Annotated in this window: 2 protein-coding genes; both read right to left on the bottom strand. The window is 76.5% G+C overall.

Features of this window, described 5'->3' with window-relative positions; genetic code table 11:
• Positions 1-43: 43 nt before the first annotated feature.
• Complete coding sequence (locus GVV04_RS26610) at positions 44-11,242, bottom strand: type I polyketide synthase (protein ID WP_456238326.1); 11,199 nt, start codon at positions 11,240-11,242, stop codon at positions 44-46.
• An 18-nt stretch (positions 11,243-11,260) separates the two neighbouring features.
• Positions 11,261-26,191, bottom strand: coding sequence for a type I polyketide synthase (locus GVV04_RS26605; protein ID WP_161691674.1), 14,931 nt, complete (start codon positions 26,189-26,191; stop codon positions 11,261-11,263).
• Between the last annotated feature and the right edge of the window lie 33 nt (positions 26,192-26,224).

Genomic DNA, 26,224 nt, shown 5'->3' with positions numbered 1-26,224 from the left:
CGTGGACCCACCTCACTCGGCATGCCGTGGTCGTTGCGGCTGGTCACGACGTCTCCAGCTCGCGGTCGATCAGGTCGAAGATGTTCTCGGCGGTGGCCGACTCCAGGTCGTCGTCGCCGTCCGCCTCCGACTGCCGCTCGGCCAGCCGGTCCAGCAGGCCGTGCAGCCGGTCGGTGATCCGGCGGAACTCGTCGTCGGCCGGGTCGAGGCCGGAGAGCGCCGCCTCGAGGCGGTCGAGTTCCCGCCCGGCCACCGCCGAGGTGTCCGCCGCGCCGGCGGGGGCGAACTGCCCGGCGAGGTGCGCGGCGAGTGCCGCCGGCGTCGGGTTGTCGAAGACCAGCGTCGCGGGCAGCCGCAGCCCGGTGGCCGCGCCGAGCCGGTTGCGCAGCTCGACCGCGGTGAGCGAGTCGAAGCCGAGTTCCCGGAACGCGCGGGTCGGTTCGATGCCGGCCGGGTCGCCGTGGCCGAGGACGACGGCCACGTGCGACAGCACCAGGTCGCGCAGGGCGCGTACCCGCTTGTCGTCGGAGAGGCCGGCCAGGGTCGCGGCGAGCGCCTGCCCGTCGGCGGCCTCACCGGCGGCGGCCCGGCGGCCGGCGGCGCGGACCAGGCCGGCCAGCAGCGGATGGACGGGCACGCCCGGCGCCGCCATCCCGGTGCTGATCCTCGCCGGCATGAGGACGGGGCGTTCGGACCGCCAGCCGGCGTCGAACAGGGCGAGGGCCTCGTCGTTGGACAGGGCGGCCATGCCGCCCCGGTCGAGCCGGCGGATGTCGGCGGCGTCGAGGTGCCCGGTCATGCCGCTGGCCTGCGCCCACCGGCCCCAGGCGAGGGCGACCGCCGGCAGGCCGAGGGCCCGGCGGTGCTCGGCGAGGGCGTCGAGGAACGCGTTGCCGGCGGCGTAGTTGCCCTGCCCGGGGCCGCCGAACACGCCGGCGGCGGCGGAGAACAGCACGAACGCGGTCAGCTCGTGGCCGAGGGTGGCCCGGTGCAGGTTCCAGGCCGCGTCGACCTTCGGCCGCAGCACCGCGTCGAGCCGGTCGGGGGTGAGCGAGGAGACGGTGGCGTCGTCGAGGACCCCGGCGGCGTGCACGACGGCCCGCAGCGGCTGCCGGGCGTCCACCATGGACAGCACGTCGGCGACGGCGTCCGGGTCGGCCAGGTCGGCGGCGACGATCGACACGTCCGCGCCGAGCGCCTTGAGGTCGGCCAGCAGCTCGTCGGCGCCCTCGGCGTCGGGGCCGCGCCGGCTGACCAGGAGGAGCTGCCGGGCGTCGTGCGCGGTGACCAGGTGCCGGCAGAGCAGCGCGCCGAGGGTGCCGGTGGCGCCGGAGACCAGGACGGTGCCGTCGAGCCGGGGCGGCTGCGGGATGCTCAGGGCGAGCTTGCCGACGTGCCGGGCCTGGCTGAGGAAGCGGAACGCCTCCGGGGCCCGCCGCACGTCCCAGGTGCGCCGGGGCAGCGGGCGCAGCGCGCCGGTGGCGAACAGCGCCATCAGCTCGCCGAGCATCCGACCGATCTCGGCCGGCCCGGCCTCGATGAGGTCGAAAACCTGGTAGCCGACGCCGGGGTGGGCCTCGGCCACCTTCTCGGGATCGCGCTTGTCGGTCTTGCCCATCTCGACGAACCGGCCGCCGGGGGCGAGCAGCCGCAGGGACGCGTCGACGTAATCGCCGCTGAGCGCGTTGAGCACCACGTCGACGCCCCGCCCGCCGGTGCGGTCGCGGAAGGTGTCGACGAAGTCGAGGGTGCGGGAGGAGGCGAGGTGCGCGTCGTCGAAGCCGGTGGCGCGCAGCGCCGGCCACTTGCCGGGGCTGGCCGTGCCGTAGACCTCCGCGCCGAGGTGGCGGGCGATCTGCACGGCGGCCATCCCGACGCCGCCGGCCGCCGCGTGCACCAGCACGGACTCCCCCGCCGTCAGCCGGCCCAGCTCGGCCAGGCCGTACCAGGCGGTCAGGAACACCACCGGCACGGCGGCGGCCTCGGCGTACGACCAGTCGTCGGGGATGCGGGTGAGCAGGCGACGGTCGGTGGCCGCGACGGAGGAGAACGAGCCGGAGAAGATGCCCGTCACCCGGTCGCCCGGGGCGAGGTCGGTGACCCCCGGCCCGACGTCGAGCACCACGCCGGCCCCCTCGTTGCCCAGCACCTCCTGGTCGGGCACCATGCCGAGGGCCAGCACCACGTCGCGGAAGTTCAGGCCGGAGGCGCGCAGCGCGACGAGGACGTGGCCGGCCGGCAGGTCGCCCTGCGCCGGGGCGGGCAGCAGGGCGAGGTTCTCCAGCGTCCCCTTCTCGGTGACGTCGAGCCGCCACGGCGCGTCGTCGGCGGGCAGCGGCAGCGCCCCGGCGTCGCGGGCCCGGACCAGCCGGGGCGTCAGCGGCGCGCCGTCGCGGACCGCGAGCTGCGGCACGCCGGAGGCGACGGCCGCCGGGACGGCCGCGAGCGAGGCGGCGGCGCCGTCGGTGTCGAGCAGCGTGAACCGGCCCGGGTGCTCGGACTGGGCCGACCGGACCAGCCCCCACACGGCGGCGCCGGCCAGGTCGCGGGGGGCCTCGCCGGGGGCCGCGCCGACCGCGCCGGCGGTGTGCAGGACCAGCCGGGCCCGCTCCAGCCGGGGCTCGCCGAGCCACGCCTGCACGAGGGCGAGGGCGTCCCGGGCGGCGTCGTGCGCGGCCTCGGCCGCCCGCGCCGGGTCCGCGTCGGCCCCCAGGTCCACCACCACGTCGGGTACGTCCCCGGAGCGCTCGATCGCGGCGACCAGGGCCGCCAGGTCGGCGTGGCCGTCGACGGGGTGCCCGGCGGCGGTCAGCGCGTCGCCGAGGCCGGGGGTGTCGTCGCCGAGCAGCGCCCAGCGGGTCGTCCCCGCCGCCGCGTCGGCCGGCGGCAGCGGCGTCCAGTCCAGGTGGAACAGGGCGGTGCGGCGCAGCGTGGCGGCCTCGTCGGCGCGGCCGGCGGCGACCGGGCGGAAGGTCAGCGACTCGACGGTGGCGACCGGCTGGCCGGCGGTGTCGGCGAGGGTGACCGTGACGGTGTCCGGGCCCAGCGACCGCATCCGCACCCGCAGCCGGGTCGCGCCGTGGGCGTGCAGGTCGACCGCCCGGAAGGCGAACGGCATCCAGCCGGTGCCGGCGGCGGCGTCCTCGCCCAGCAGGTCGGTGAGCCCGCTGGCCTGGAGGGCCGCGTCGAACAGGGCCGGGTGCAGCCCGAACCGGGGCGCCTCGGCGGCGGCGGAGTCGGGCAGCGCCACCTCGGCGTAGACCTCGTCGGCGCCGCGCCACACCCGGCGCAGGCCCCGGAAGGCCGGGCCGTAGCCGAGACCTCCCTCGGCCATCCCCGCGTACCAGGCGTCGAGGTCGGCGTCGACCTCGACCGCGTCGGCCGGCGGCCACTGGCCGGCGACGACCACCGGGGCGGGAAGCTGCGGGAGCAGCAGGCCCTCGGCGTGCCGGGTCCACTCGCCGGAGCCGTCCTCCTCGGGCCGGGAGTGCACGGTGACGGCCCGCTCGCCGGCGTCGCTCGGCGCGCCGACGAGCACCTGCACCTGCACGGCGCCGCCGGGCGGGAGCACGAGGGGGCTGATCAGCGTCAGGTCGCCCACGTGTCCGGCGTCGACCTCGTCGCCGGCCCGGACCACCATGTCGACGACGCCGGTGCCGGGGACGATCACCGCGCCGCCGACGGCGTGATCGGCCAGCCACGGGTGGGTACGCACCGACAGCCGGCCGGTGAGCACCACCGTCTGGTCGTCGGCGACGGGGATCGCCGCGCTGAGCAGCGGGTGGCCGGCGTCCTGGAGGCCGGCGGAGCCGACGTCCCGGACCCGGTGGGCGGGCGCGTCCAGCCAGTACCGGCCCCGGTCGAAGGCGTAGGTGGGCAGGTCGACGGTCGCCGTGGCGGCGAGGACCTTCGTCAGGTCGACGGGCAGGCCGATGGCGTGCGCGGTCGCCAGGTTCGTCAACAACCGGGTCGCGTCGTCGTCACCCCGACGCAGGCTGCCCAACGTGTGCCCGGTCGTGCCGGCATCGTCGAGGATCGCCGTCACCGGCATCGTCAACACCGGATGCGGGCTGATCTCCACAAACGTGGAATGCCCCGCCGCGACCGCCACCCGGACCGCCGCGTCGAACTGCACCGTCTGCCGCAGGTTGTCGTACCAGTACTGCGCGCCCATGGAGGCCGGGTCCACCCAGTCCCCGGTCAACGTCGACACCAACCGGGTGTGACCGGCCTGCGGGGTCACGCCGGCCAGATCCGCCCGCAACCGCTCCGCGACCTCCTGCACCGACACCGAATGCGACGCGTAGTCCACCGGAATCAACCGGGCCCGCAGCCCCTCATCGGTGCACGCCTGCACCAGATCCGCCACGGGCTGCGGCGGGCCGGACACCACCACCGTGGCCGGGCCGTTCACCGCCGCCACCCCGACACCCGGGAAGCCCGGCAGCCGCTCGGTCACCGCGTCGGCGGACAGGTCCACCGACGCCATCGCCCCGGTGCCCCGCAGCGCGGCCAGGGCACGGGAGCGCAACGCCACCGTCTTCGCCGCGTCGTCCAGCGACAGGATCCCCGCCACGCACGCCGCACCGATCTCGCCCTGCGAATGCCCGACGACCGCCTGCGGCACCACCCCCGCGTGCCGCCACACCGCCGCCAGGGCGACCCCGACGGCCCACAACACCGGCTGCACCACCTCGACCCGGTCCAACCACGACTCGTCGCCACCCGTCAACACCGCGACCAGATCCACGTCCAGGAACGGGGCCAAAGCCCGCTGACACTCCGCCAGCCGCGCGTCGAACACCGGCGTCCGACCCACCAGACCCGCCGCCATCCGCGCCGACTGCGCACCCTGACCCGGGAACACGAACACCGGACCCGCACCGTGGGACGCGACCACGCCCGTGACGGCCGTCCCCGCAGGCGCACCCGCACCCAGGGCGTCCAGGCCCGCCAGCAACTCCTCGACACTCGACCCGACGACCGACGCCCGGTGGTCGAACGCCGACCGGGTCGTCGCCAGGGACCACGCCACGGCGGCGGAGTCGAGGTCACCGCGTCCCCGGAGGTGGGCGGCGAGGCGGGCGGCCTGGCCGGCGAGGGCCGCCCTGGACCGGGCCGACACCGGCCACACCGTCACGCCCGCGCCGACCAGGCCCGGGGCCACGGCGACGACGTCCGGATCGGCGGGCTCGTCGGCCTGCTCGATGATGATGTGCGCGTTGGTGCCGGACATGCCGAACGACGACACCGCCGCCCGCCGCGCCCGGCCCGTCTCCGGCCACGGCGTGGCCTCGGTGACGAGGGCGACCGCCCCGGCCGTCCAGTCGATGTGTGAGGACGGCGCGTCGACGTGCAGCGTCGCGGGTACGGTCCCGTGGCGCATCGCCTGCACCATCTTGATGATTCCGGCGACGCCGGCCGCCGCCTGGGTGTGGCCGATGTTCGACTTGATCGACCCGAGCAGCAGCGGCGCGGCGTCGCCCCGGTCCTGCCCGTACGTGGCCAGCAGCGCCTGCGCCTCGATCGGGTCGCCCAGCGTCGTGCCCGTGCCGTGCGCCTCCACCACGTCCACGTCCGCCGTGGACAGCCGGGCCGAGGCGAGGGCCTGCCGGACCACCCGCTGCTGCGACGGGCCGTTCGGCGCGGTGAGGCCGTTGGACGCGCCGTCGGAGTTGACCGCGCTCCCCCGCACGACCGCCAGCACGTGATGCCCGTTGCGGCGAGCGTCGGACAGCCGCTCGACCAGCAGCACGCCGACGCCCTCACCCCAGCCCGTGCCGTCCGCCGCCTCCGCGAACGGCTTGCAGCGGCCGTCGGCGGCGAGGGCCCGCTGGCGGGAGAACTCGGCGAACGTGCCGGGGGTGGTCATCACGGTGACGCCGCCGGCCAGGGCGAGGTCACATTCGCCGCGCCGCAGCGACTGCACCGCCAGATGCAACGCCACAAGGGACGACGAACACGCCGTGTCCACCGACACCGCCGGCCCCTCCAACCCCAACGCGTACGCCACCCGACCCGACACCACACTCGCCGCATTCCCCGTCCCCGCGAACCCCTCCACCTCATCCGCAGACACCATCAACAGGGCCCCATAGTCCTGACCATTCGTCCCCACGAACACCCCTGTTCGCGAACCCCGCAACCCCCCCGGATCAACCCCTGCCCGCTCCACCACCTCCCACGACGCCTCCAACAACAACCGCTGCTGCGGATCCATCGCGGAGGCCTCCCGGGGCGAGATGCCGAAGAACCCGGCATCGAAGTCCGCCGCGTCGTACAGGAATCCGCCCTGGTCGGAGTACGTGGTGCCTGGGTGCGCCGGGTCGGGGTCGTAGAGGCGGTCGAGGTCCCAGCCCCGGTTGGTGGGGAAGTCGCCGATGGCGTCGACGCCGTCGGCGACGAGCCGCCACAGCCGGTCCGGGTCGTCGGCGCCGCCCGGGTAGCGGCAGGACATGGCGACGATGGCGATCGGCTCGTCGTCGTCCACGGTGGTCGGGGCGGCGGTCGGGGCCGGCGCGTCGGCGGCGCCGAAGAGGCCGGTGAGCAGGCGGCGGGCCAGCACGACCGGGGTGGGGTGGTCGAAGACGAGGGTGGTGGGCAGCGCCTGCCCGGTGGCGGCGACGAGCCGGTTGCGCAGCTCCACGGCGGTCAGCGAGTCGAAGCCGAGGTCCCGGAACGCCGTGCCGGGCGGGACGGCGGCGGCCCCGCCGTCGTGGCCGAGCACGTCGGCGGCCAGTTCCCGGACCAGGTCGGCGACGGTCTCCTCGCGCCGGGCGGCGGTCAGCCCGGTCAGCCTGCGGCGCAGGGTCGCCGCGGGGCCCTCGTCGCCGTCGTCGACGGGTGCGCCGCCGTCGAGGGCGGCCTTCGCCTCCGGTACGCCGTCGAGCAGCGGTCGCCGCCGCGCCGACGCGTACGCGGGGGCGAAGCGGGACCAGTCGACGTCGGCGACGGTGAGGGTGACGTCGTCGTGGTCGAGGGCCTGCTGCAACGCGCCCATGGCGACGGCGGGGTCCATGGCGGGCAGGCCCCGGCGGCGCAGCCCCTGGTCGGAGGCGGCCCCGTGCATGCCGCCGTCGGCCCAGGGGCCCCAGGCGATGGCGGTGCCGGCGTACCCGTCGGCCCGACGCTGCTGCACGAGCGCGTCGAGGTAGGCGTTGCCGGCGGCGTACCCGACCTGGCCGGCGCTGCCCCAGGTGGCGGCGATGGAGGAGTAGACGAGGAAGGCGTCCAATTCCCGGCCGGCGAGCAGGTCGGCGAGGTGGGTGGCGCCGGCAGTCTTGCCGGCGGTGACCTCGGCCAGTTCGGCGGCGGTGACCGCCATGAGCGGGGTGGTCTGGGCGATGCCGGCGCTGTGCACGACGACGCGGACGGGTGGGCCGTCGGCCTCGACGCGGTCGAGCAGGGCGGCGAGGGCGGCGCGGTCGGCGATGTCGCAGGCGGCCACGGTGACCCGGGTGCCGAGGGCGGTCAGCTCGGCCTCCAGCTCGGCGGCGCCGGGGGCGGCGGGTCCGCGCCGGCTCACCAGCACGAGGTGTTCGACGCCGGTGGCGGCGAGCCAGCGGGCGGCGCGGGCGCCGAGGCCGCCGGTGCCGCCGGTGATCAGCGCGGTGCCGGTGGGCGTGAACCGGCGTACCGGGGGGCGGTCGCCGACGGCGGCGCGGACCAGGCGGCGGGCGAAGACGCCGGGGCCGCGTACGGCGAGCTGGTCCTCGCCGCCGGGGCCGGTGAGGATCGCGGCGAGCCGGCCGGCGGCGCGGTCGTCGGGGTGGGTCGGCAGGTCGACCAGGCCGCCCCAGCGGTGCGGGGCCTCGACGCCGACGACCCGGCCGAGGCCCCAGATCGCGGCCTGCGCGGGGTCGGCGAGCCGGTCGTAGGAGGCGGCGGCCACGGCGCCCCGGGTGACCAGCCACAGGGGGGCGTCGAGGCCGGCGTCGCCGAGCGCCTGGACCAGGGCGAGGGTGGCGGGCAGGCCGGGCAGGGCGGCCCGGTCGGCGGAGGGTTCCCAGGCGAGCAGGGAGACCACCCCGGCGACGTCGGCGGCGGCCTCGGTCACGGCGGCGGCGAGGGCGGCCCGGTCGGCGTCGGGGTCGACGGTCAGCGGCAGCGGTTCGGCCCCGGCGACGGTGAGCGCGGCCCGGACGGCCCGGACGGCCGGGTCGTCGTCCGCGCCGGCGGGCACGGCGAGCAGCCAGGTGCCGGCGAGGCGGCCGGGGGCGGGTTCGGCGGTGGCCTGCCAGTCGGCCCGGTAGCGCCAGCCGTCGAGGACGGAGTGCTCCTGCCGCTGCCGCCGCCAGTCGGCGAGGACGGGCAGCAGGGTGCGCAGGGACTCGGCGGCGGCCTCGTCGTCGACGGCCAGGGTGTCGCGCAGGGCGTCGAGGTCGGCCCGTTCGACGGCGTCCCAGAAGCGCCGGTCGAGCAGCCCGGTCGCGGCGGTGGCCGGGTCGGCCGGTTCCTCGGCCGGCACCCAGTAGTGCTGCCGCTCGAACGGGTAGGTGGGCAGGCCGACGAGGCGGCCGGGCCGGTCGGCGAACAGATCCGCCCAGGCCACCGGCGTGCCGGCGACGTGCAGCCGGGCGAGCGCGCCGAGCAGGGTGCGGCGTTCCGGGCGGTCGCGGCGCAGCACCGGCACGACCACGGCGGGGGCGACGTCGGTGGCCGCCTCGACGGTGGCGAGGGTCTCCTCGGCGCTGGCGGCGAGGACGGCGTCCGGGCCGACCTCGACGAACGTGCCGACGCCGTGGGCGCGCAGGGTGCGCACGCCGGCGGCGAAGCGGACGGCCTCCCGGACGTGCCGCGCCCAGTACCCGGGGGTGCGCAGCTCCGCCGGGTCGGCCAGTTCGCCGGTCAGGTTGGACACGACGGGCAGGATCGGGGCGCGCAGGTCGAGGCCGGCGACGACGGCGGCGAACTCGGCGAGCATCGGCTCCATGAGGGGGCTGTGGAAGGCGTGGCTGACCCGCAGCCGCCGCACCTTCGCGCCCCGCCCGGCCCAGAGTTCGGCCAGCTCGTCGACGGTCGCGCCGGCGCCGGAGACGACGACGGAGGCGGGCCCGTTGACGGCGGCGACGGCGACCCGGTCGGTCAGCCCCTCCAGGGTGGCGGCGACGTCGGCCTCGGTCGCGGCGACGGCGAGCATCGCCCCGCCGGCCGGGAGGGCCTGCATGAGCCGGCCCCGGGCGGCGACCAGGGCGCACGCGTCGTCGAGGGTGAGCACGCCGGCCACGTGGGCGGCGGTGACCTCGCCGATGGAGTGCCCGGCGACCATGTCGGGGGTGATCCCCCAGGAGCCGAGGAGCCGGTGCAGGGCCACCTCGACGGCGAAGAGCCCGGCCTGGGTGAAGACGGTCTGGTCGAGCAGCGCCGCGTCGTCGGTGCCGGGCTCGGCGAACATCACCGCACGCAGCGGCCTGGGCAGCCGGTGGTCGAGGTGGGCGCAGACCTCGTCGAGGGCCTGCGCGAAAACGGGGTACGCCTGCGACAGCTCGCGGCCCATGCCGGCGCGCTGGGCGCCCTGGCCGGAGAAGAGGAAGGCGACCGCGCCGCGTTCGGCGGCGGCGCCGGTGACCAGGCCGGGGGCGGGCCGGTCGTCGGCGAGGGCGGTCAGGGCGGTGAGCAGGGTGTCCCGGTCGTCGGCGAGGACGACGGCCCGGTGCTCCAGGGGGGTCCGGGAGACGGCCGAGGACCAGGCCACGTCGGCGAGGCACGGGTCGGCGGCGGCGACGTGCCCGGACCACTGCTCGGCCTGGCGGCGCAGCGCGGCGCGGGTGCGGCCGGTGAGCAGCACCGGCGCGGGCGTGGGCAGGTCCGGCCGGTCCGTCTCGGCGGGGGTGTCCTCGGGCTGTTCGAGGACCAGGTGGGTGTTGGTGCCGCTCATCCCGAACGAGGAGACGGCGGCCCGGCGGGGCCGGTCCACGGCCGGCCAGGGGGTCGGTTCGGTGACCAGGGTGACCGCGCCGGCGGCCCAGTCGACGTGCGGGGTGGGCTGGTCGACGTGCAGGGTGGCGGGCACGGTGCCGTGCCGCATCGCCATGATCATCTTGATGATCCCAGCGACGCCGGAGGCGGCCTGGGTATGGCCGATGTTCGACTTGATCGAGCCGAGCAGCAGCGGCGCGGCGTCGCCCCGGTCCTGGCCGTAGGTGGCGAGCAGCGCCTGGGCCTCGATGGGGTCGCCGAGGGTGGTGCCGGTGCCGTGCGCCTCCACCACGTCGACCAGATCGGGGGTGAGCTTCGCGCCGGCCAGGGCCTGCCGGATGACCCGCTGCTGGGAGGGGCCGTTGGGGGCGGTGAGGCCGTTGGACGCGCCGTCGGAGTTCACGGCGGAGCTGCGGATGATCCCGAGGACGGGGTGGCCGTTGCGGCGGGCGTCGCTGAGGCGTTCGAGCAGCAGCATGCCGGCGCCCTCGGACCAGCCGGTGCCGTCGGCGGCGGCGGCGAACGACTTGCACCGGCCGTCGGCGGCGAGGCCGCGCTGCCGGGAGAACTCGACGAACGGTCCGGGGGTGGCCAGCACGGTCGCGCCGCCGGCGAGGGCGAGGCCGCACTCGCGCTCGCGCAGGGCCTGGCAGGCGAGGTGGACGGCGACGGACGACGACGAGCAGGCGGTGTCCACGGTGGCCGTGGGGCCCTCCAGCCCGAACGTGTAGGCGAGCCGGCCGGAGACGACGCTGGCGGCGGTGCCGGTGAGCACGTACCCCTCGACGCCGGGGGCGCGGTGCAGCACGGCCGCGTAGTCCTGCCCGGAGGTGCCGACGAAGACGCCGGAGCGGCTGCCGCGCAGCGACAGCGGGGCGATACCGGCCCTTTCGAACAGCTCCCAGGTGACCTCCAGCAGCAGCCGCTGCTGCGGGTCCATGGCGACCGCCTCGCGGGGGGAGATGCCGAACAGGGCGGCGTCGAACCTCCCCGCGTCGTGCAGGAACCCGCCGGAGCTGGTGGTCGAGGTGCCGGGCCGGTCGGGGTCGGGGTGGTGCAGCCGGTCGAGGTCCCAGCCCCTGTCGGTGGGGAACCCGCCGATGGCGTCGCCACCGGCGGAGACGAACGACCAGAGGTCCTCGGGTGAGGCGATGCCGCCGGGGTAGCGGCAGCTCATCGCGACGATGGCCACCGGCTCGGACTCCTCGGCGGTGACCTCGCGGAGCCGCTGGCGGGTCTGGTGCAGCTCGGCGATGACCCGCGTCAGGTACTCGCGCAGCCTCTCTTCGTCCGCCATGGTTGATCTCGCTCCCTCGTGTTCCACCGGTACGTGACGCGTGACTCAGGAAAGCCCGAGGTCCCTGTCGACAAGATCGAAAAGCTCCTGGTTGCTGGCCACCCGCAGCCGGTCGGCCACGTCGGCGGCATCGTCGGGCCGCTCCGCGGCGCCGAGGCGCTCCAGCAGCCGATGCAGCCGCACGGTGACCCGCACCCGGCCGAGGTCGTCCTGCTCGCGCCCGGCGAGGGCGGCCTCCAACTGGTCCAGCTCGTCGATGGTCGGCAACGCCTCCACCGACGCCTCGCTGACCAGCTCGGCGCGCAGGTGCTCGGCGAGGGCCTGCGGGGTGGGATAGTCGAACACCACCGAGCTGGCCGGGTTGAGGCCGGTGCTCTTCGCGAGCCGGCCGCGCAGCTCCACCGCGGTCAGCGAGTCGAAGCCGAGGTCCCGGAACGGCCGGTCGGCCTCCAGGGCGTACGGACTGTCATGGCCGATGACCTCGGCGGCGGCGGTGCGGATCAGGTCGACCAGCAGCCGGTTCTGCTCGGCGGCGGTGAGGTCGGCGAGCCTCTTGCGCAGCCCGGTCAGGGCCTCGTCGCCGTCGACGGCCGGGTCGGGGCCGGCGCGCAGGGCCGCCACCTCGGGCAGGTCGCTGATCAGGGGCCGGGGCCGGGCGGAGGCGAAGACGGGGGCGAAGCGAGCCCAGTCCACGTCGGCGACCGTGAGCACGGTGCCGTCGCCGGAGATCGCGGCGCGCAGGGCGGCCATCGCCGGTTCCCGATCGAGCAGGGAGACGCCGCGCCGGCTCATCGCCACGGCGTGCTCGTCGCTGACCATGCCGCCGCCGGCCCACGGGCCCCAGTTGACCGAGAGCACCCGAGCCCGGCCGGCGGGCCGGGACTGCGCCCACGCGTCGAGGAAGGCGTTTCCTGCGGCGTACGCGCCGTGGTCGCCGACGCCCCACGCGGCGGCGATGGACGAGAAGTAGACCACCAGCTCCAGGTCGTCGTGGTCGAGGAACTCGTCGAGGTGGCGGGCCCCGGCGGTCTTGCCCGCGACCACGTCGGCGAGTTCGGCGGTGTCGACGACGCTGACCGGGTTGAGCCGGCCGACGCCGGCGGCGTGCACGACGGCGTGCACGGTCTCGCCGTCGCGGCGCAGCCCGGCCACGAGGGCGGCGACGGCGTCCCGGTCGGCCAGGTCGCAGGCGACCGCCCGAGCCTGCGCGCCGAGTCCGGCCAGCTCGGCCAGGGTGTCGGCGACACCGGGGGCGTCGGGGCCGCGCCGGCTGACCAGGATCAGCCGTTCCGCACCGTGCCGGGCCAGCCAACCGGCGGCGTACCGGCCGATGGCGCCGGTGCCGCCGGTGATGAGCACGGTGCCGGGCGGCTGCCAGGCCGGGTCGTCGGGCAGTTCGGCGCGGGCGGCCCGGGCGAGCCGCCGCAGGTGCGTCCCGAGGGGACGCACGGCGAGCTGGTCCTCGGCTTCGGTGTTGGTCAGCGCCCGCAGCAGGTGCTCGGCGGCGGCCGGGTCCAGCTCCGCCGGCAGGTCGAGCAGGCCGCCCCGGTGCGCGGGGTGCTCCAACGCGGTGACCAGGCCGAGACCCCAGGTGGTGGCCTGGGCGGGGTGGGCGATCGGGTCGCCGGGGCCGGTGCTGACGGCCTGCCGGGTGAGCAGCCAGAGCGGCCCGGCCGGGGCGGCGTCGGTGACGGCCTGGATCAGGGCGAGGTTGCCGGTGAGGCCGGCGGGCACCGCCGGGTGGTCGGGGTGGGGCCGCTCGTCCAGGGCGAGCAGCGAGACGATCCGGGCGGCCGGGCCGACGGCCAGCCGCTCGGCCAGCCCGGCCCGGGTGGCCGTGGCCGCGTCGACCGCGAGGGTGTGCACGGTGCCGCCGTGGTCGCCGACCAGCTCGGCGATCCGCTCGGCGGTCTCCGTCGCGGCCCCGGCGGGGACGACCAGCAGCCAGTCCCCGGTGGCCGGGCCGGCGGTGAGCTGCCGCTGCGGCCAGGTGATCCGGTAGCGCCAGCCGTCGACCAGCGCGTCGGTCTGCCGCTGCCGGTGCCAGCGGGCGAGGGTGGGTAGCTGGGCGCGCAGCGGCCGGTCCGGGTCGACGCCGAAGCGGGCGGCCAGCCCGTCGCCGTCGTCGTCGGCCACGGCCTGCCAGAACGCCTCGTCGGCGGCGACGGCCACCGGGGCGGCCGGCTCGGCCGTGCTGACCACGTCGCCGTCGCCGACCGGCCAGAACCGCTGGTGCCGGAACGCGTACGTGGGCGGGACGACCGGGCCGACGGCGGGCAGCAGCGCCGCCCAGTCGACCCGTACGCCGTGGCAGTGCAGCCGGGCCAGCGCGCCGAGCAGGGCGGCCGTCTCGCCCCGGCCACGGCGGGACGTGCCGGTGACCAGGGTGCGCCCCTCGTCGGGCAGCGCCTCGGTGGCGAGGGCGGTGAGCACGGTGTCGGGGCCGACCTCCAGCAGGGTGGCCACCCCGAGGGAGTGCAGGTGGGTGACGGTGTCGGCGAACCGGACGGCCTCCCGGGCGTGCCGCACCCAGTACTCGGGGGTGCCGACCAGTTCGGGGTCGACGAGCCGGCCCGTCAGGTTGGACACCAGCGGGACGGCCGGCGGGGCGTAGTCGAGGGTGGCGGCGACCGCGGCGAACTCGGCGAGCATCGGCTCCATCAGCGGGCTGTGGAACGCGTGGCTGACGTTCAGCCGCTTGGTGCGTACCCCGAGGGCGGTGAAGTGCTCGGCCAGCTCGGCGAGCGTGTCGCCGTCGCCGGAGACCACCACGGCGGCCGGGCCGTTGACGGCGGCGACGGCGACCCGGTCGGCGTACGGGGCGAGCGTGCCGGTGACCTCGGCCTCGCCTGCCGCGACGGCGAGCATCCCGCCGCCGGCCGGGAGGGCCTGCATGAGCCGGCCCCGGTTGCCGACCAGGGCGCAGGCGTCGGCGAGGCCGAACACCCCGGCGACGTGGGCGGCGGCGATCTCGCCGACGGAGTGCCCGGCCACCAGGTCGGGCCGGATCCCCCAGGTCTCCAGGAGCCGGTGCAGCGCCACCTCGACGGCGAAGAGCCCGGCCTGGGTGAAGACGGTCTGGTCCAGCAGGTCGGCCTCGGCGCTGCCCTCGGCGGCGAACAGCACCGCCTTCAGCGGTTGGGGCAGGTGGACGTCGAGATGCTGGCAGACCTCGTCGAGGGCCTCGGCGAAGGCGGGGAACGTGTGGTACAGCTCCCGGCCCATCCCGGCGTGCTGGGCGCCCTGGCCGGAGAAGAGCACGGCGAGGGTGCCGCCCGGCTCGGCCACGTCCTGGGTGAGGGCCGGGTGGCTCTGCCCGGCGGCGAGCGCCCGCAGCCCGGCCAGGTACCCGTCCCGGTCGGCGGCGAGCAGCACGGCCCGGTGCCGCAGGTGGGACCGGCTGGTGGCCAGCGCCCGGGCGACGGCGGCGACGGCGGCGGGCTCGGCGGCGGCCCAGTCGGCGAGCCGGGTGGCCTGGGCGCGCAGCCCGCCGTCGTCGTTGCCGGAGATCACCCAGGGCAGCAGCGGCGGCGCGGGCTGCGGCCCGGTGGTCTCCGGGTCCTCGGCGTCGGCCGGGGGTGCCTGTTCGAGGATGACGTGGGCGTTGGTGCCGCTCACCCCGAACGCCGACACCGCCGCCCGGCGCGGCCGGTCCTCCTCGGGCCACGGCGTGGGCTCGGCGAGCAGCGCGACGGCTCCCGAGGACCAGTCGACGTGCGGGGTGGGCTCGTCCACGTGCAGGGTGGGCGGGAGCAGGTCGTGCTGGAGCGCCATCACCATCTTGATCACGCCGGAGACCCCGGCGGCGGCCTGGGTGTGGCCGATGTTGGACTTGACGGAGCCGAGCAGCAGCGGCCGGTCGGCGGCCCGGTCCTGCCCGTACGTGGCCAGCAGGGCCTGGGCCTCGATCGGGTCGCCGAGCCGGGTGCCGGTGCCGTGCCCGTCGACGACGTCGACGTCGGCGGTGGTCAGCCGGGCGTTGGCCAGGGCCTGCCGGATGACCCGCTGCTGGGCGGGGCCGTTGGGGGCGGTGAGCCCGTTGGATGCGCCGTCGGAGTTGGTGGCGGAGCCACGGACCACGGCAAGGACGCGCCGGCCGTCCCGCCGCGCGTCGGAGAGCCGCTGGAGGAGCAGCAGGCCGGCGCCCTCGCCCCAGCCGGTGCCGTCGGCGGCACCGGCGAACGACTTGCACCGGCCGTCGGCGGCGAGGCCGCGCTGCCGGGCGAACTCCAGGAACGGGCCGGGGGTGGCCATCACGGTCACGCCGCCGGCGAGGGCCAGCTCGCACTCGCCGGCCCGCAGCGACTGCACGGCCAGGTGCAGCGCGACCAGCGACGACGAGCAGGCGGTGTCGACGGTGACCGCCGGGCCCTGGAGGCCGAAGGTGTAGGAGAGCCGGCCGGAGACCACCGCCGCGGCGTTACCGGTGGCCTGGTAGCCCTCGGTCTCGGCCCGTGCGGCCATGAGCAGGGTGGCGTAGTCCTGGCCGTTCGTGCCGACGAAGACGCCGGTGCTGCTGTCCCGCATGTCGACGGGGGCGATGCCGGCCCGTTCGAACAGCTCCCACCCGGTCTCCAGCAGCAGCCGCTGCTGCGGGTCCATCACCAGCGCCTCGCGCGGGGAGATGCCGAACAGCCCGGCGTCGAACCCGCCGACGTCGGCGACGAAGCCGCCCTGGAGCACGTATGAGGTGCCGGGGGTGTCGGGATCCGGGTCGTAGAGGGCGTCGAGGTCCCAGCCCCGGTCGGCGGGGAACCCGGCGATCGCGTCGCGGCCCTCGGCGACCAGCCGCCACAGGTCCTCGGGGCTGGCCACCCCGCCGGGGTAGCGGCAGCTCATCGCGACGATGGCGATCGGCTCGTCGAGGGCGGCGACCGCCTGGGTGGGCTCGGCGGCCTGCTCGGTGACGCCGAGGATGCGGTCGGCCAGCCAGCCGGCGAGCAGCTCCGGGGTGGGCCGGTCGAAGACCAGCGTGGCGGGCAGTCGCAGCCCGGCGGCCTCGCCGAGCCGGTTGCGCATCTCCACGGCGCTGAGCGAGTCGAAGCCGATCTCCCGAAACGGCCGGTCCGCGCTGATCGCCTCAACGGAGGCGTGCCCGAGCACCGCCGCCGCGTGCACCCGGACCAGCTCCAGCAGGGTACGGCGGCGCTCCGGCTCGGCCAGGCCGACCAGCCGGCCGCGCAGCGGGGACTCCTCGGCCGACTCGTCGTCGTCCCGGGCCCTGGCGGCGGCGAGGATCCGGGCCACCTCGGGGATGTCCTCGATCAGCGGCCGGGGGCGGGTCATCGCGAAGGTCTGGTGGAACCGGTCCCAGGCGATGTCGGCCACCGTGAGGGTGGTCTCGTCCTGGGCGAGGGCCTGGGCCAGCACGGAGACGGCCAGGTCGGGGCGCATCGGGCGGACGCCGGCGCGGAACATCTGGTCGGCGGCGCCCTCGGACTCGACCATGCCGCTGCCCTCCCACGCGCCCCAGGCGACGGCGGTGGCGGCGAGGCCGCGGCGGCGCCGGTCCTCCGCGAGGGCGTCGAGGAACGCGTTGCCGGCGGCGTAGCCGCCCTGGAGGCCGCCGCCCCAGACGCCCGCGCCGGAGGAGAAGAGCACGAACGCGTCGACCTCGCCGCCGAAGGTCTCGTCGAGGTTGACCGCGCCGGCGACCTTGGCGTGCAGGCTGTCGGCCAGCTCGGCCAGGTCGGTGCCGGCGAGCAGACCGGCGTGGGCCACCCCGGCGGCGTGGAACACGGCGTCGACCGTGACGCCCTCGCCGGCGAGCCGGTCGACGAGGCCGCGCAGCGAGTCGGGGTCGGCCACGTCGCAGGCGGCCACGGTCACCGTCGCGCCGAGCCCGGTCAGCTCCGCCTCCAGCTCGGCCGCGCCCGGCGCCGCCGCGCCCTGCCTGCTGGTCAGCACCAGGTGGGACGCGCCCTCGCGGGCCAGCCAACGGGCCACGTGCGCGCCGATCGAGCCGAGGCCGCCGGTGACCAGGGCGGTGCCGGCGGGTCGCCAGCCGGTGTCCGCCGGCACGCTGTCCGTACCGGCGGGGGCAAGCCTGCGGGCGAACAGGCCGGAGGGGCGGACGGCGATCTGGTCCTCGTGGTCGACGCCGGCGAGGACGGCGGCGAGCCGGCCGCGCGCCCGCCGGTCCAACTCGACCGGCAGATCGACCAGGCCGCCCCACCGGTCGGCGTGCTCCAGGGCGACGACCCGGCCGAGGCCCCAGACGAGGGCCTGCCGGGGGTGGCCGAGCGGGTCGGCACGCCCGGTGGAGACCGCGCCGCTGCTGGCGCACCACAGCGGGGCGGGAATCCCGGCGTCGCCGAGGGCCTGCACGAGGGCGAGGGTGCCGGCGAGGCCGACGGGAACGACGGGCCGGTCCGGGTGGGCGGACTCGTCGAGGGAGAGCAGGGAGAGCACCCCGGCGACGGCGGCGGTGTCGACGGCGGCGAGTTGCCCGGCCAGCGCCGCCCGGTCGGGGTCGGCGACGGTCACCGGGACCACGTCGGCCCCGGCCTCGCCGAGGGCCGCGACGGCCTGCCCGACCAGCGGGTGGCCGGCGTACGCGGCCGGCGCGACGAGCAGCCAGGTCCCGCCGAGGGTCGTGGTGGAGGGGGCGACGGTGAGCGGCGTCCACCGCACCCGGTAGCGCCAGGCGTCCACGGTGGACTCGTCGCGCCGCCGCTGCCGCCAGGAGGAAAGCAGCGGCAGCGCCCCGTCGAGCGTCCGGGCCTCGGTCTCGTCGATCCGCATCGCGGCGGCGAGGGCCTCGGCGTCGGCCCGCTCCACGGCGTCCCAGAACTGGCGGTCGACCTGGTCCTCGACGGCTGCGGCCGGGCCGGTCCGCACCGGCGCCTGCGGCCAGTACCGCTGCCGGTGGAAGGCGTACGTGGGCAGCGGCACCGCCGGGCCGGTGCGGACGCCGCAGACCGCGTTCCAGTCCGCCTCGACACCGCGCACGTGCAGCTCGGCGAGGGCGGTGAGCATCCGGGCCCAGCCGCCGGCCCCCCGGCGCAGGGTGGACACCACGGCCGCGTCGTGGTCGCCGGCGTCGATCGTCTCCTGCATGCCGAAGCTGAGCACCGGGTGCGGGCCGACCTCCAGGAAGACCTGGTGGCCGTCGGCGAGCATGCTGCGCATGGCCCGCTCGAAGTTCACGGTCTCCCGCAGGTTGCGATACCAGTAGCCGGAGTCGAGGGCGGTGGTGTCGATCAGCTCGCCGGTGAGCGCGGAGTAGAACGGCAGCTCGGTGGGGCGGGCGGTGATCCCGTCCAGGCTGGCCAGGAGCCGGTCGGCGACCGCCTCGACCTGTGGCGAGTGAGAGGCGTAGTCGACGTCGAGGGGGCGGGTCCGCACGTCGTCGGCCGCGCAGCTTGCGACGAGTTCGGCGAGGGCGTCCAGGTCGCCGGCCACCACCACCGACCCGGGTCCGTTGATCACGGCGACGGCGAGCCGGCCCGGCCACCGCTTCAGCATCTCGCGGGCCCGGTCGGCGGGCAGGGCGACCGAGACCATGCCGCCCTTGCCGGCGATGTCGACGAGCACCTGGCTGCGCATGGTGACGATCCTGGCGGCGTCCTCCAGGGAGAGGGCGCCGGCGACGCAGGCGGCGGCGATCTCGCCCTGCGAGTGCCCGACCACCCCGCCCAGGCGTACGCCCAGCGAGCGCCACAGCCGGGCCAGGGAGACCATCACCGCCCAGAGGGCGGGCTGCACCACGCCCGAGGCGACCAGTGGCGGGGCGCCCTCGGCGCCGCGCAGCACGTCGGTCAGCGACCAGTCCACCCAGGGCGTGAGGACGGCCTCGCACTCGGCGATCGACGCGGCGAAGACCGGGGAGGAGTCCAGCAGGTCGAGCGCCATCCCGGGCCATTGCGAGCCCTGCCCGGAGAAGACGAAGACGGGGGCGGTGTTGCGCAGCGCCGCACCGGTCACCACGGTGGCCGTCGACTCGCCGTCGATCAGCGCGGTCAGGCCCTGGGTCAGCTCGAACTGGTCCTGGCCGAGGACGACGGCCCGCTGCGGGAACGCCGCCCGGGTGGTGGTCAGGGCGTACGCCACCCCGGCGGGCTCGAGCTCCGGGTGGGCGGCCAGGTGTGCGCGCAGCCGGAAGGCCTGCTCCCGCAGGGCGGGACGGTCCACGGCGGAGAGCACCAGCGGGACGAGCCCGGCGTCGGCGGCGGCACCGGGCTGGGCGTCCGCCGCGACGACCGGCTCGGGGGCCTGTTCCAGGACGACGTGCGCGTTGGTGCCGGAGATGCCGAACGAGGAGACGGCCGCGCGGCGGGGCCGGTCCACGGCCGGCCAGGGGGCCGACCCGGTCGTCAGGGCGACCGCGCCGGCGGTCCAGTCGATGTGCGGGGACGGCTCGTCGACGTGCAGGGTGGCGGGCACGATCCCGTACCGGATGGCCTGCACGATCTTGATCACCCCGGCGACCCCGGCGGCGGCCTGGGTGTGGCCGATGTTCGACTTGATCGAGCCGAGCAGCAGCGGCCGGTCGGCGGCCCGGTCCTGCCCGTACGTGGCCAGCAACGCCTGCGCCTCGATCGGGTCGCCCAGCGTCGTGCCCGTGCCGTGCGCCTCCACCACGTCCACGTCCGCCGTGGACAGCCCGGCGTTGGCGAGGGCCTGTCGGATCACCCGCTGCTGCGAGGGGCCATTGGGCGCGGTCAGCCCGTTCGACGCGCCGTCGGAGTTCACGGCGGTGCCCCGCACGACCGCGTAGATCCGGCGGCCCTCGCGCTGGGCGTCGGAGAGGCGCTGCACGAGCAGCATGCCGACGCCCTCGGACCAGCCGGTGCCGTCGGCGGCGGCGGCGAAGGACTTGCACCGCCCGTCCCGCGACAGTCCCCGCTGCCGGGAGAACTCGATGAACGTCCCCGGCGTGGCCATCACGGTGACGCCGCCGGCCAGCGCGAGGTCGCACTCGCCGGACCGCAGCGCCTGCGCGGCCAGGTGCAGGGCGACCAGCGACGAGGAGCAGGCCGTGTCGACGGTGACCGCCGGCCCTTCCAGGCCGAACGTGTAGGCGACGCGCCCGGAGAGGACGCTGCCCGAGTTGCCGGTCCCGATGTACCCCTCGACCTCGTCGGAGACCTCCATGAGTCGGGAGGCGTAGTCGTGGTACATGACGCCCGCGAACACGCCCGTTCGGCTGCCCCGCAACCGCTGCGGATCCACGCCGGCTGACTCGAACGACTCCCACGACGCCTCCAGCAGCAACCGCTGCTGCGGGTCCATCGCCAGGGCCTCACGCGGCGAGATCCCGAAGAAGGCCGGGTCGAACTCGGCCGCGTCGTACAGGAAGCCGCCGTGCCGGGTGTACGAGCTGCCGCTGCTGTTCGGATCCGGGTCGAACAACGACTCCAGGTCCCAGCCCCGGTCCGCCGGGAACTCCCCGATGCCCTCGCCACCGGCGGCCAACAGGGTCCACAGCTGCTCCGGCGTCTCCACCCCGCCCGGGTAGCGGCACGCCATGCCGACGATGGCGATCGGCTCGTCGGGGCCGGTGCTGGTGCGCGTGCCCGACGCGGCCACGGCGGCGCCGTCGGCCCCCGCGAGTTCGTCGTGCACGTGGGCGGCCAGCACCTGCGGCGTCGGGTAGTCGAACACCAGCGTCGACGGCAGCCGCAGGCCGGTGGCCGCGTTGACCCGGTTGCGCAGGTCCACCGCCGTCAGCGAGTCGAAGCCCAGTTCCCGGAACGCCCGGTCCGCCGGCACCGCCTCCGCGCCGCCGTGACCGAGGACCTGGGCGACGAGCCCCCGGACCAGCGCGTCGATCTGGGCGCGGGCCTCTCCGGCGGCGAGGCCGGCGATGCGGGTGGCCCAGGTGACCCCCTGTCCCGCCTGGCGGCGGCCCGTGGTCGCCCCGACCAGGGTCCGCAGCATCGGCGGCACCATGCCGGAGCCGGCCGAGGCGCGCAGGGCGGCCACGTCGATCACGGCCGGCACCAGCGCCGGCCGGTCTGCGGCGACCGCCGCGTCGAACAGCGCCAGCCCGGTCTCGGCGCTCATCGCGGCGACGCCGCCCCGGGCCGACCGGGTCCGCTCGGCCTCGCCGAGGGACGCCCCCATCCCGTCGGTGTCCCACATGCCCCAGGCGAGACTGACCGCCGGCAGGCCCGCCTGCCGGCGGTGCGCCGCCAGCGCGTCCAGGAACGCGTTGCCCGCCGCGTACGCCGCCTGACCCGGCGATCCCAGCACCCCGGCGATGGACGAGAACAGCACGAACAGGTCCAGGTCGAGGTCGGCCGTGGCCTCGTGCAGGAACCAGCCGGCCGACACCTTCGGCGCCAGCACACCCGCCAACCGCTCCGCCGACAAACTCTCCACGACGCCGTCGTCCAACACGCCGGCCGTGTGCACCACACCCGCCAGTCGACCCGCCGACGTGATCTCCGCGACCAGCCCGGTGACCTGCTCCCGGTCGGTGACGTCACACGCCACCACCCGCGCCGACGCGCCCAACCCCGCCAGCCGCTCCACCAGCGCGTCCGCTCCGGCCGCCCCGGGGCCCCGCCGCGACACCAGCACCAGCGACCGCACCCCGTGCGCGACCACCAGATGCTCCGCCAGCAGCGCGCCCAACGCGCCCGTGCCGCCGGTCACCAGCACCGAGCCCTCGCCCACCACCGGAGCGGGATCCGGCGTCGACGCCGACATCGACGCGCGCACCAGACGTGGCGCGTACACGGCGCCGGCCCGCACCGCGACCTGGCCGCCCGAGGGGAGCGGCTCGTCCGCCACCCCGGCCAGCAGGTCCAGCGTCGCCAGGTCGGCGTCGCCGTCGACGTCCGCGAGGACGATGCGGCCCGGATGCTCCGACTGCGCCGACCGCAGCAGACCCCACGCCGCCGCACCCGCCAGGTCGGTCACCTCGTCACCGTCCCGGGCCGCCACCGCGCCCCGGGTCACCACGACGAGCCTCGACTCCGTCAGGGTCTCGGCGGCCAACCAGGACCGCACGGTCGCCAGCACGGCGGACGTCACGTCGCGCACCGAGTCCGGCACCGCCGCCCCGAAGGCGACGGCGGAGACCGGCAGCACCAGCGCGGGCGGCACCGCCGCGCCCGCCGCGACCGCGTCCACCACCGCGACCACATCCGGATACGACGCCAGCCCGCTGTTGGTCGTCAGCTCCCCGGCCAGCCCGGCGACACCCTCGCCGCCGACACTATGGAGCTGCCCCGTCTGTGCTACCAGCAGCGCCCAACCGGCCGCGTCGCCAGCGGAGACAGCCTCCTCCGACTGCCACACCACCTCGAACAGCGACCGCGCTGCCGCACCCGGCGCAACGACCCCGGCCATCTCCCGCAGCACCAGCGAGTCCACCGACACCACAGCCGCACCCGAGGAGTCCACCGCGACCAGCCGCACCCCGGAGCCCTCGCGGGTCAGCCGCACCCGCAACACCCGCGCCCCCGACGCGTACACCTGCACACCCTCGAACGCGAACGGCACCCGGGGGCCGTCCGACTCCGCGCCGGAAAGCAGCAGCCCGATCGGGTGCAGGGCGGCGTCCAGCAGCGCCGGATGCACCCCGAACGCCGCCGCCTCCCCCGCCACCTCGTCCGGCAACGCCACCTCGGCGAACACCTCACCACCGGAAGCCCACGCCCGCCGCAGTCCCTGGAACACCGGCCCGTACACCAGGCCACGGTCCGCGACCGCCGGGTACCAGCCGGCGAGGTCCACCTCGGACGCGCCGGCCGGCGGCCACTCCCCCAGCACCGGCTCCTCGGCCGACACCGGCTCCAGCGTGCCCTCGGCGTGCCGGACCCACTCGGGGTCGGCGTCCTCCTCCGGCTGCGAGTGCACCGTCACCGACCGCACGCCGGAGGCGTCGGCCGCGCCGACGCGCACCTGCACCCGCACCCCACCCGAGGCGGGCAGCACCAGCGGCGCGGCCACCGTCAACTCCCGCACCCGCGACGCGCCCACCTCGTCACCGGCCCGCACCGCCAACTCCACCAACGCCGTCCCCGGCACCACCACCACACCACCGACCACATGATCGGCAAGCCACGCGTGCGTCGACACCGACAGCCGGCCGGTCAGCACGACCATGTCCTCGCCGGCCACCGACACGGCGGCGCCGAGCAGCGGGTGCCCGGCCGCGCCGAGGCCCGCCCCGGAGACGTCCATCCACCGGCCGGCCGGCTCCAGCCAGTACCGCTGGTGCTGGAACGCGTACGTCGGCAGGTCGACCCGCCGGCCGCCCGCGAGCAGACCCGCCCAGTCGACGGCCAGGCCGTGGACGTGCAGTTGGGCGAGGGCCTCCAGGACGGCCTGCGGCTCGGGCCGGTCGCGGCGTCCCGCCGCGACCAGCAGGGGCGCGGGCTCGTCCCCCGGCAGGTCGGCGAGGCAGCCCTGCGCCATCGCGGTGAGCACGCCGCTCGGACCCAGCTCCAGGTACGTGCCGACCTCCTCCGCGTGGAGGGAGGCGACGGCGTCGGCGAAGCGCACCGTGCCACGGACGTGCCGCACCCAGTAGCGGGGGTCGCGGAGCTGCCCCGGCTCGGCGACCCGGCCGGTCAGGTTGGACACGACCGGGATGGTCGGCGCGTGGTAGGTCAGCCCCTCGGCGACGGTCGCGAACTCCGCCAGCATCGGCTCCATGCGGACGCTGTGGAAGGCGTGGCTGACCCGCAGGCGGCGGGTGGGGACTCCCTGCTCGGACCAGGTCTGCTGGAGCTCGTCCAGGGCGTCGACGTCCCCGGCGACCACCACAGCGGTGGGGCCGTTCACGGCGGCCACGTCGAGCCGGTCGGCCAGCCCGGTCAGGGACGCGGTGACCGATGCCTCGTCGGCGGCGATCGCGAGCATCCCACCGCCTGCGGGCAGCGCCTGCATCAGCCGGCCCCGCGCGGCGACGAGGGCGCACGCGTCGGCCAGGGAGAACACCCCGGCCACGTGCGCGGCGGTTATCTCCCCGATCGAGTGCCCGGCGACGAGGTCCGGGTTGATGCCGAACGACTCCACGAGCCGGAACAGCGCCACCTCGACGGCGAAGAGCCCCGCCTGGGTGAACACGGTCTGGTCCAGCAGCTCCGCGTCGGGCGTTCCCGGCTCGGCGAACATGACCTCGCGCAGCGGGCCCGGCAGCAGCGGATCGAACTGCGCGCACGCCTCGTCGAGCGCGGCGGCGAAGACGGGGAACGCCTCCGACAGTTCCCGGCCCATCCCGGCGCGCTGCGCGCCCTGGCCGGAGAAGAGGAAGGCCACCCGGCCGCGCGGGGATGCCGCCCCGGTGGTGACCGTGCCGTTCGGCTCGCCGTCGGCGAGGGCCCGCAGCCCGGCGAGCAGGTCGTCGGAGTTCTCGGCCAGGACGACGGCCCGGTGTTCGAGGCCGGAGCGGCTGATCGAGGAGACGGCGACGTCCACCGGTCGGGGGGCGTCGTCGGCGGCGGCGAGGTGGTCGACCCACCGGGCCGCCTGCCCGGCGAGCGCCTCGGCGGTGCGGGCGGAGAGCAGCACCGGGGCCGGCGGAAGCACCACCGGTCCGCCTGCCCGAGCGGCGTCGGCGGGCGGGGCGGCGGCGGACGGAACGGCGACGCGCGGGGCGTCGGCGGGCGGAGCCGCGACGGGCGGGGCGTCGGCCGGGGCCTGCTCCAGGATGACGTGGGCGTTCGTACCGCTGATGCCGAAGGACGACACGGCGGCCCGGCGCGGCCGGTCGGACGCCGGCCACGGGCGGGCCTCGGTCAGCAGCGAGACCTGGCCGGCGGTCCAGTCGATGTGCGGGGACGGCTCGTCGACGTGCAGGGTGCGCGGCATCGACCCGTGCCGGATCGCCTCGATCATCTTGATCAGCCCGGCGGCGCCCGCCGCCGCCTGGGTGTGCCCGAGGTTCGACTTGATCGAGCCGAGCCACAGCGGCCCGCCCTCGCCCCGGTCCTGCCCGTACGTGGCGAGCAGCGCCTGCGCCTCGATCGGGTCGCCGAGGGTGGTGCCGGTGCCGTGCGCCTCGACCACGTCCACGTCCGCCGGGGAGAGCCGGGCGTTGGCCAGGGCCTGCCGGATCACCCGCTCCTGGGAGGGGCCGTTGGGGGCGGTGAGGCCGCTGCTGGCGCCGTCCTGGTTCACGGCGCTGCCGCGCACGACGGCGAGGATCCGGCGGCCGTCACGGCGGGCGTCGGAGAGCCGCTGGAGCAGCAGCACGCCGACGCCCTCGGACCACCCGGTGCCGTCGGCGGACGCCGCGAACGACTTGCACCGCCCGTCCGAGGCGAGGCCGCGCTGCCGGGAGAAGTCGGCGAAGGTGCCCGGGGTGGACATCACGGTCACGCCGCCGGCCAGCGCGTAGTCGCAGTCGCGCTGGCGCAGCGCCTGCACGGCGAGGTGCACGGCCACCAGCGACGACGAGCACGCGGTGTCGACGGTGACCGCCGGTCCCTCCCACCCGAAGGTGTACGCCACCCGCCCGGAGACGACGCTGCCGGAGTTGCCGGTGCCGATGTACCCCTCGACGCCGTCGGGCAGGTCCAGCACCCGGGACGCGTAGTCGTGGTACATCACCCCGGCGAAGACGCCGGTGCGGCTGCCGCGCAGCCGCTGCGGGTCGAGGTCGGCGTGCTCGATCGCCTCCCAGGACGTCTCCAGCAGCAGCCGCTGGTGCGGGTCCATGGCCAGCGCCTCGCGGGGGCTGATGCCGAAGAAGCCCGGGTCGAACTGCGCCGCGTCGTAGAGGAACCCACCCTGGCTGGTGTACGAGGTGCCCGGGTTGTCCGGGTCGACGTGGAACAGCCGCTCCAGGTCCCAGCCCCGGTCGGTGGGGAAGTCACCGACCCCGTCGCCGCCGGAGTCGACGAGGTCCCACAGCTCCGCCGGGCTGGACACCCCGCCCGGGAACCGGCACGCCATCCCGATGACGGCCATCGGCTCGCGGTCCTTGGCCTCCACCTCACGCACCCGCCGGCGCGCGTCGCGCAGGTCGGCGGTGGCGCGTCGGAGGTAGTCGAGGAACTCAGCCTCAGTGGGCATCGGGGCTACTCCGTATCGGGGATCGGGGTGCGG

Source organism: Micromonospora rubida (assembly GCF_009908295.1).
Taxonomy (GTDB): Bacteria; Actinomycetota; Actinomycetes; order Mycobacteriales; family Micromonosporaceae; genus Micromonospora; species Micromonospora rubida.
This window is presented reverse-complemented; position numbering and strand designations above follow the sequence as displayed.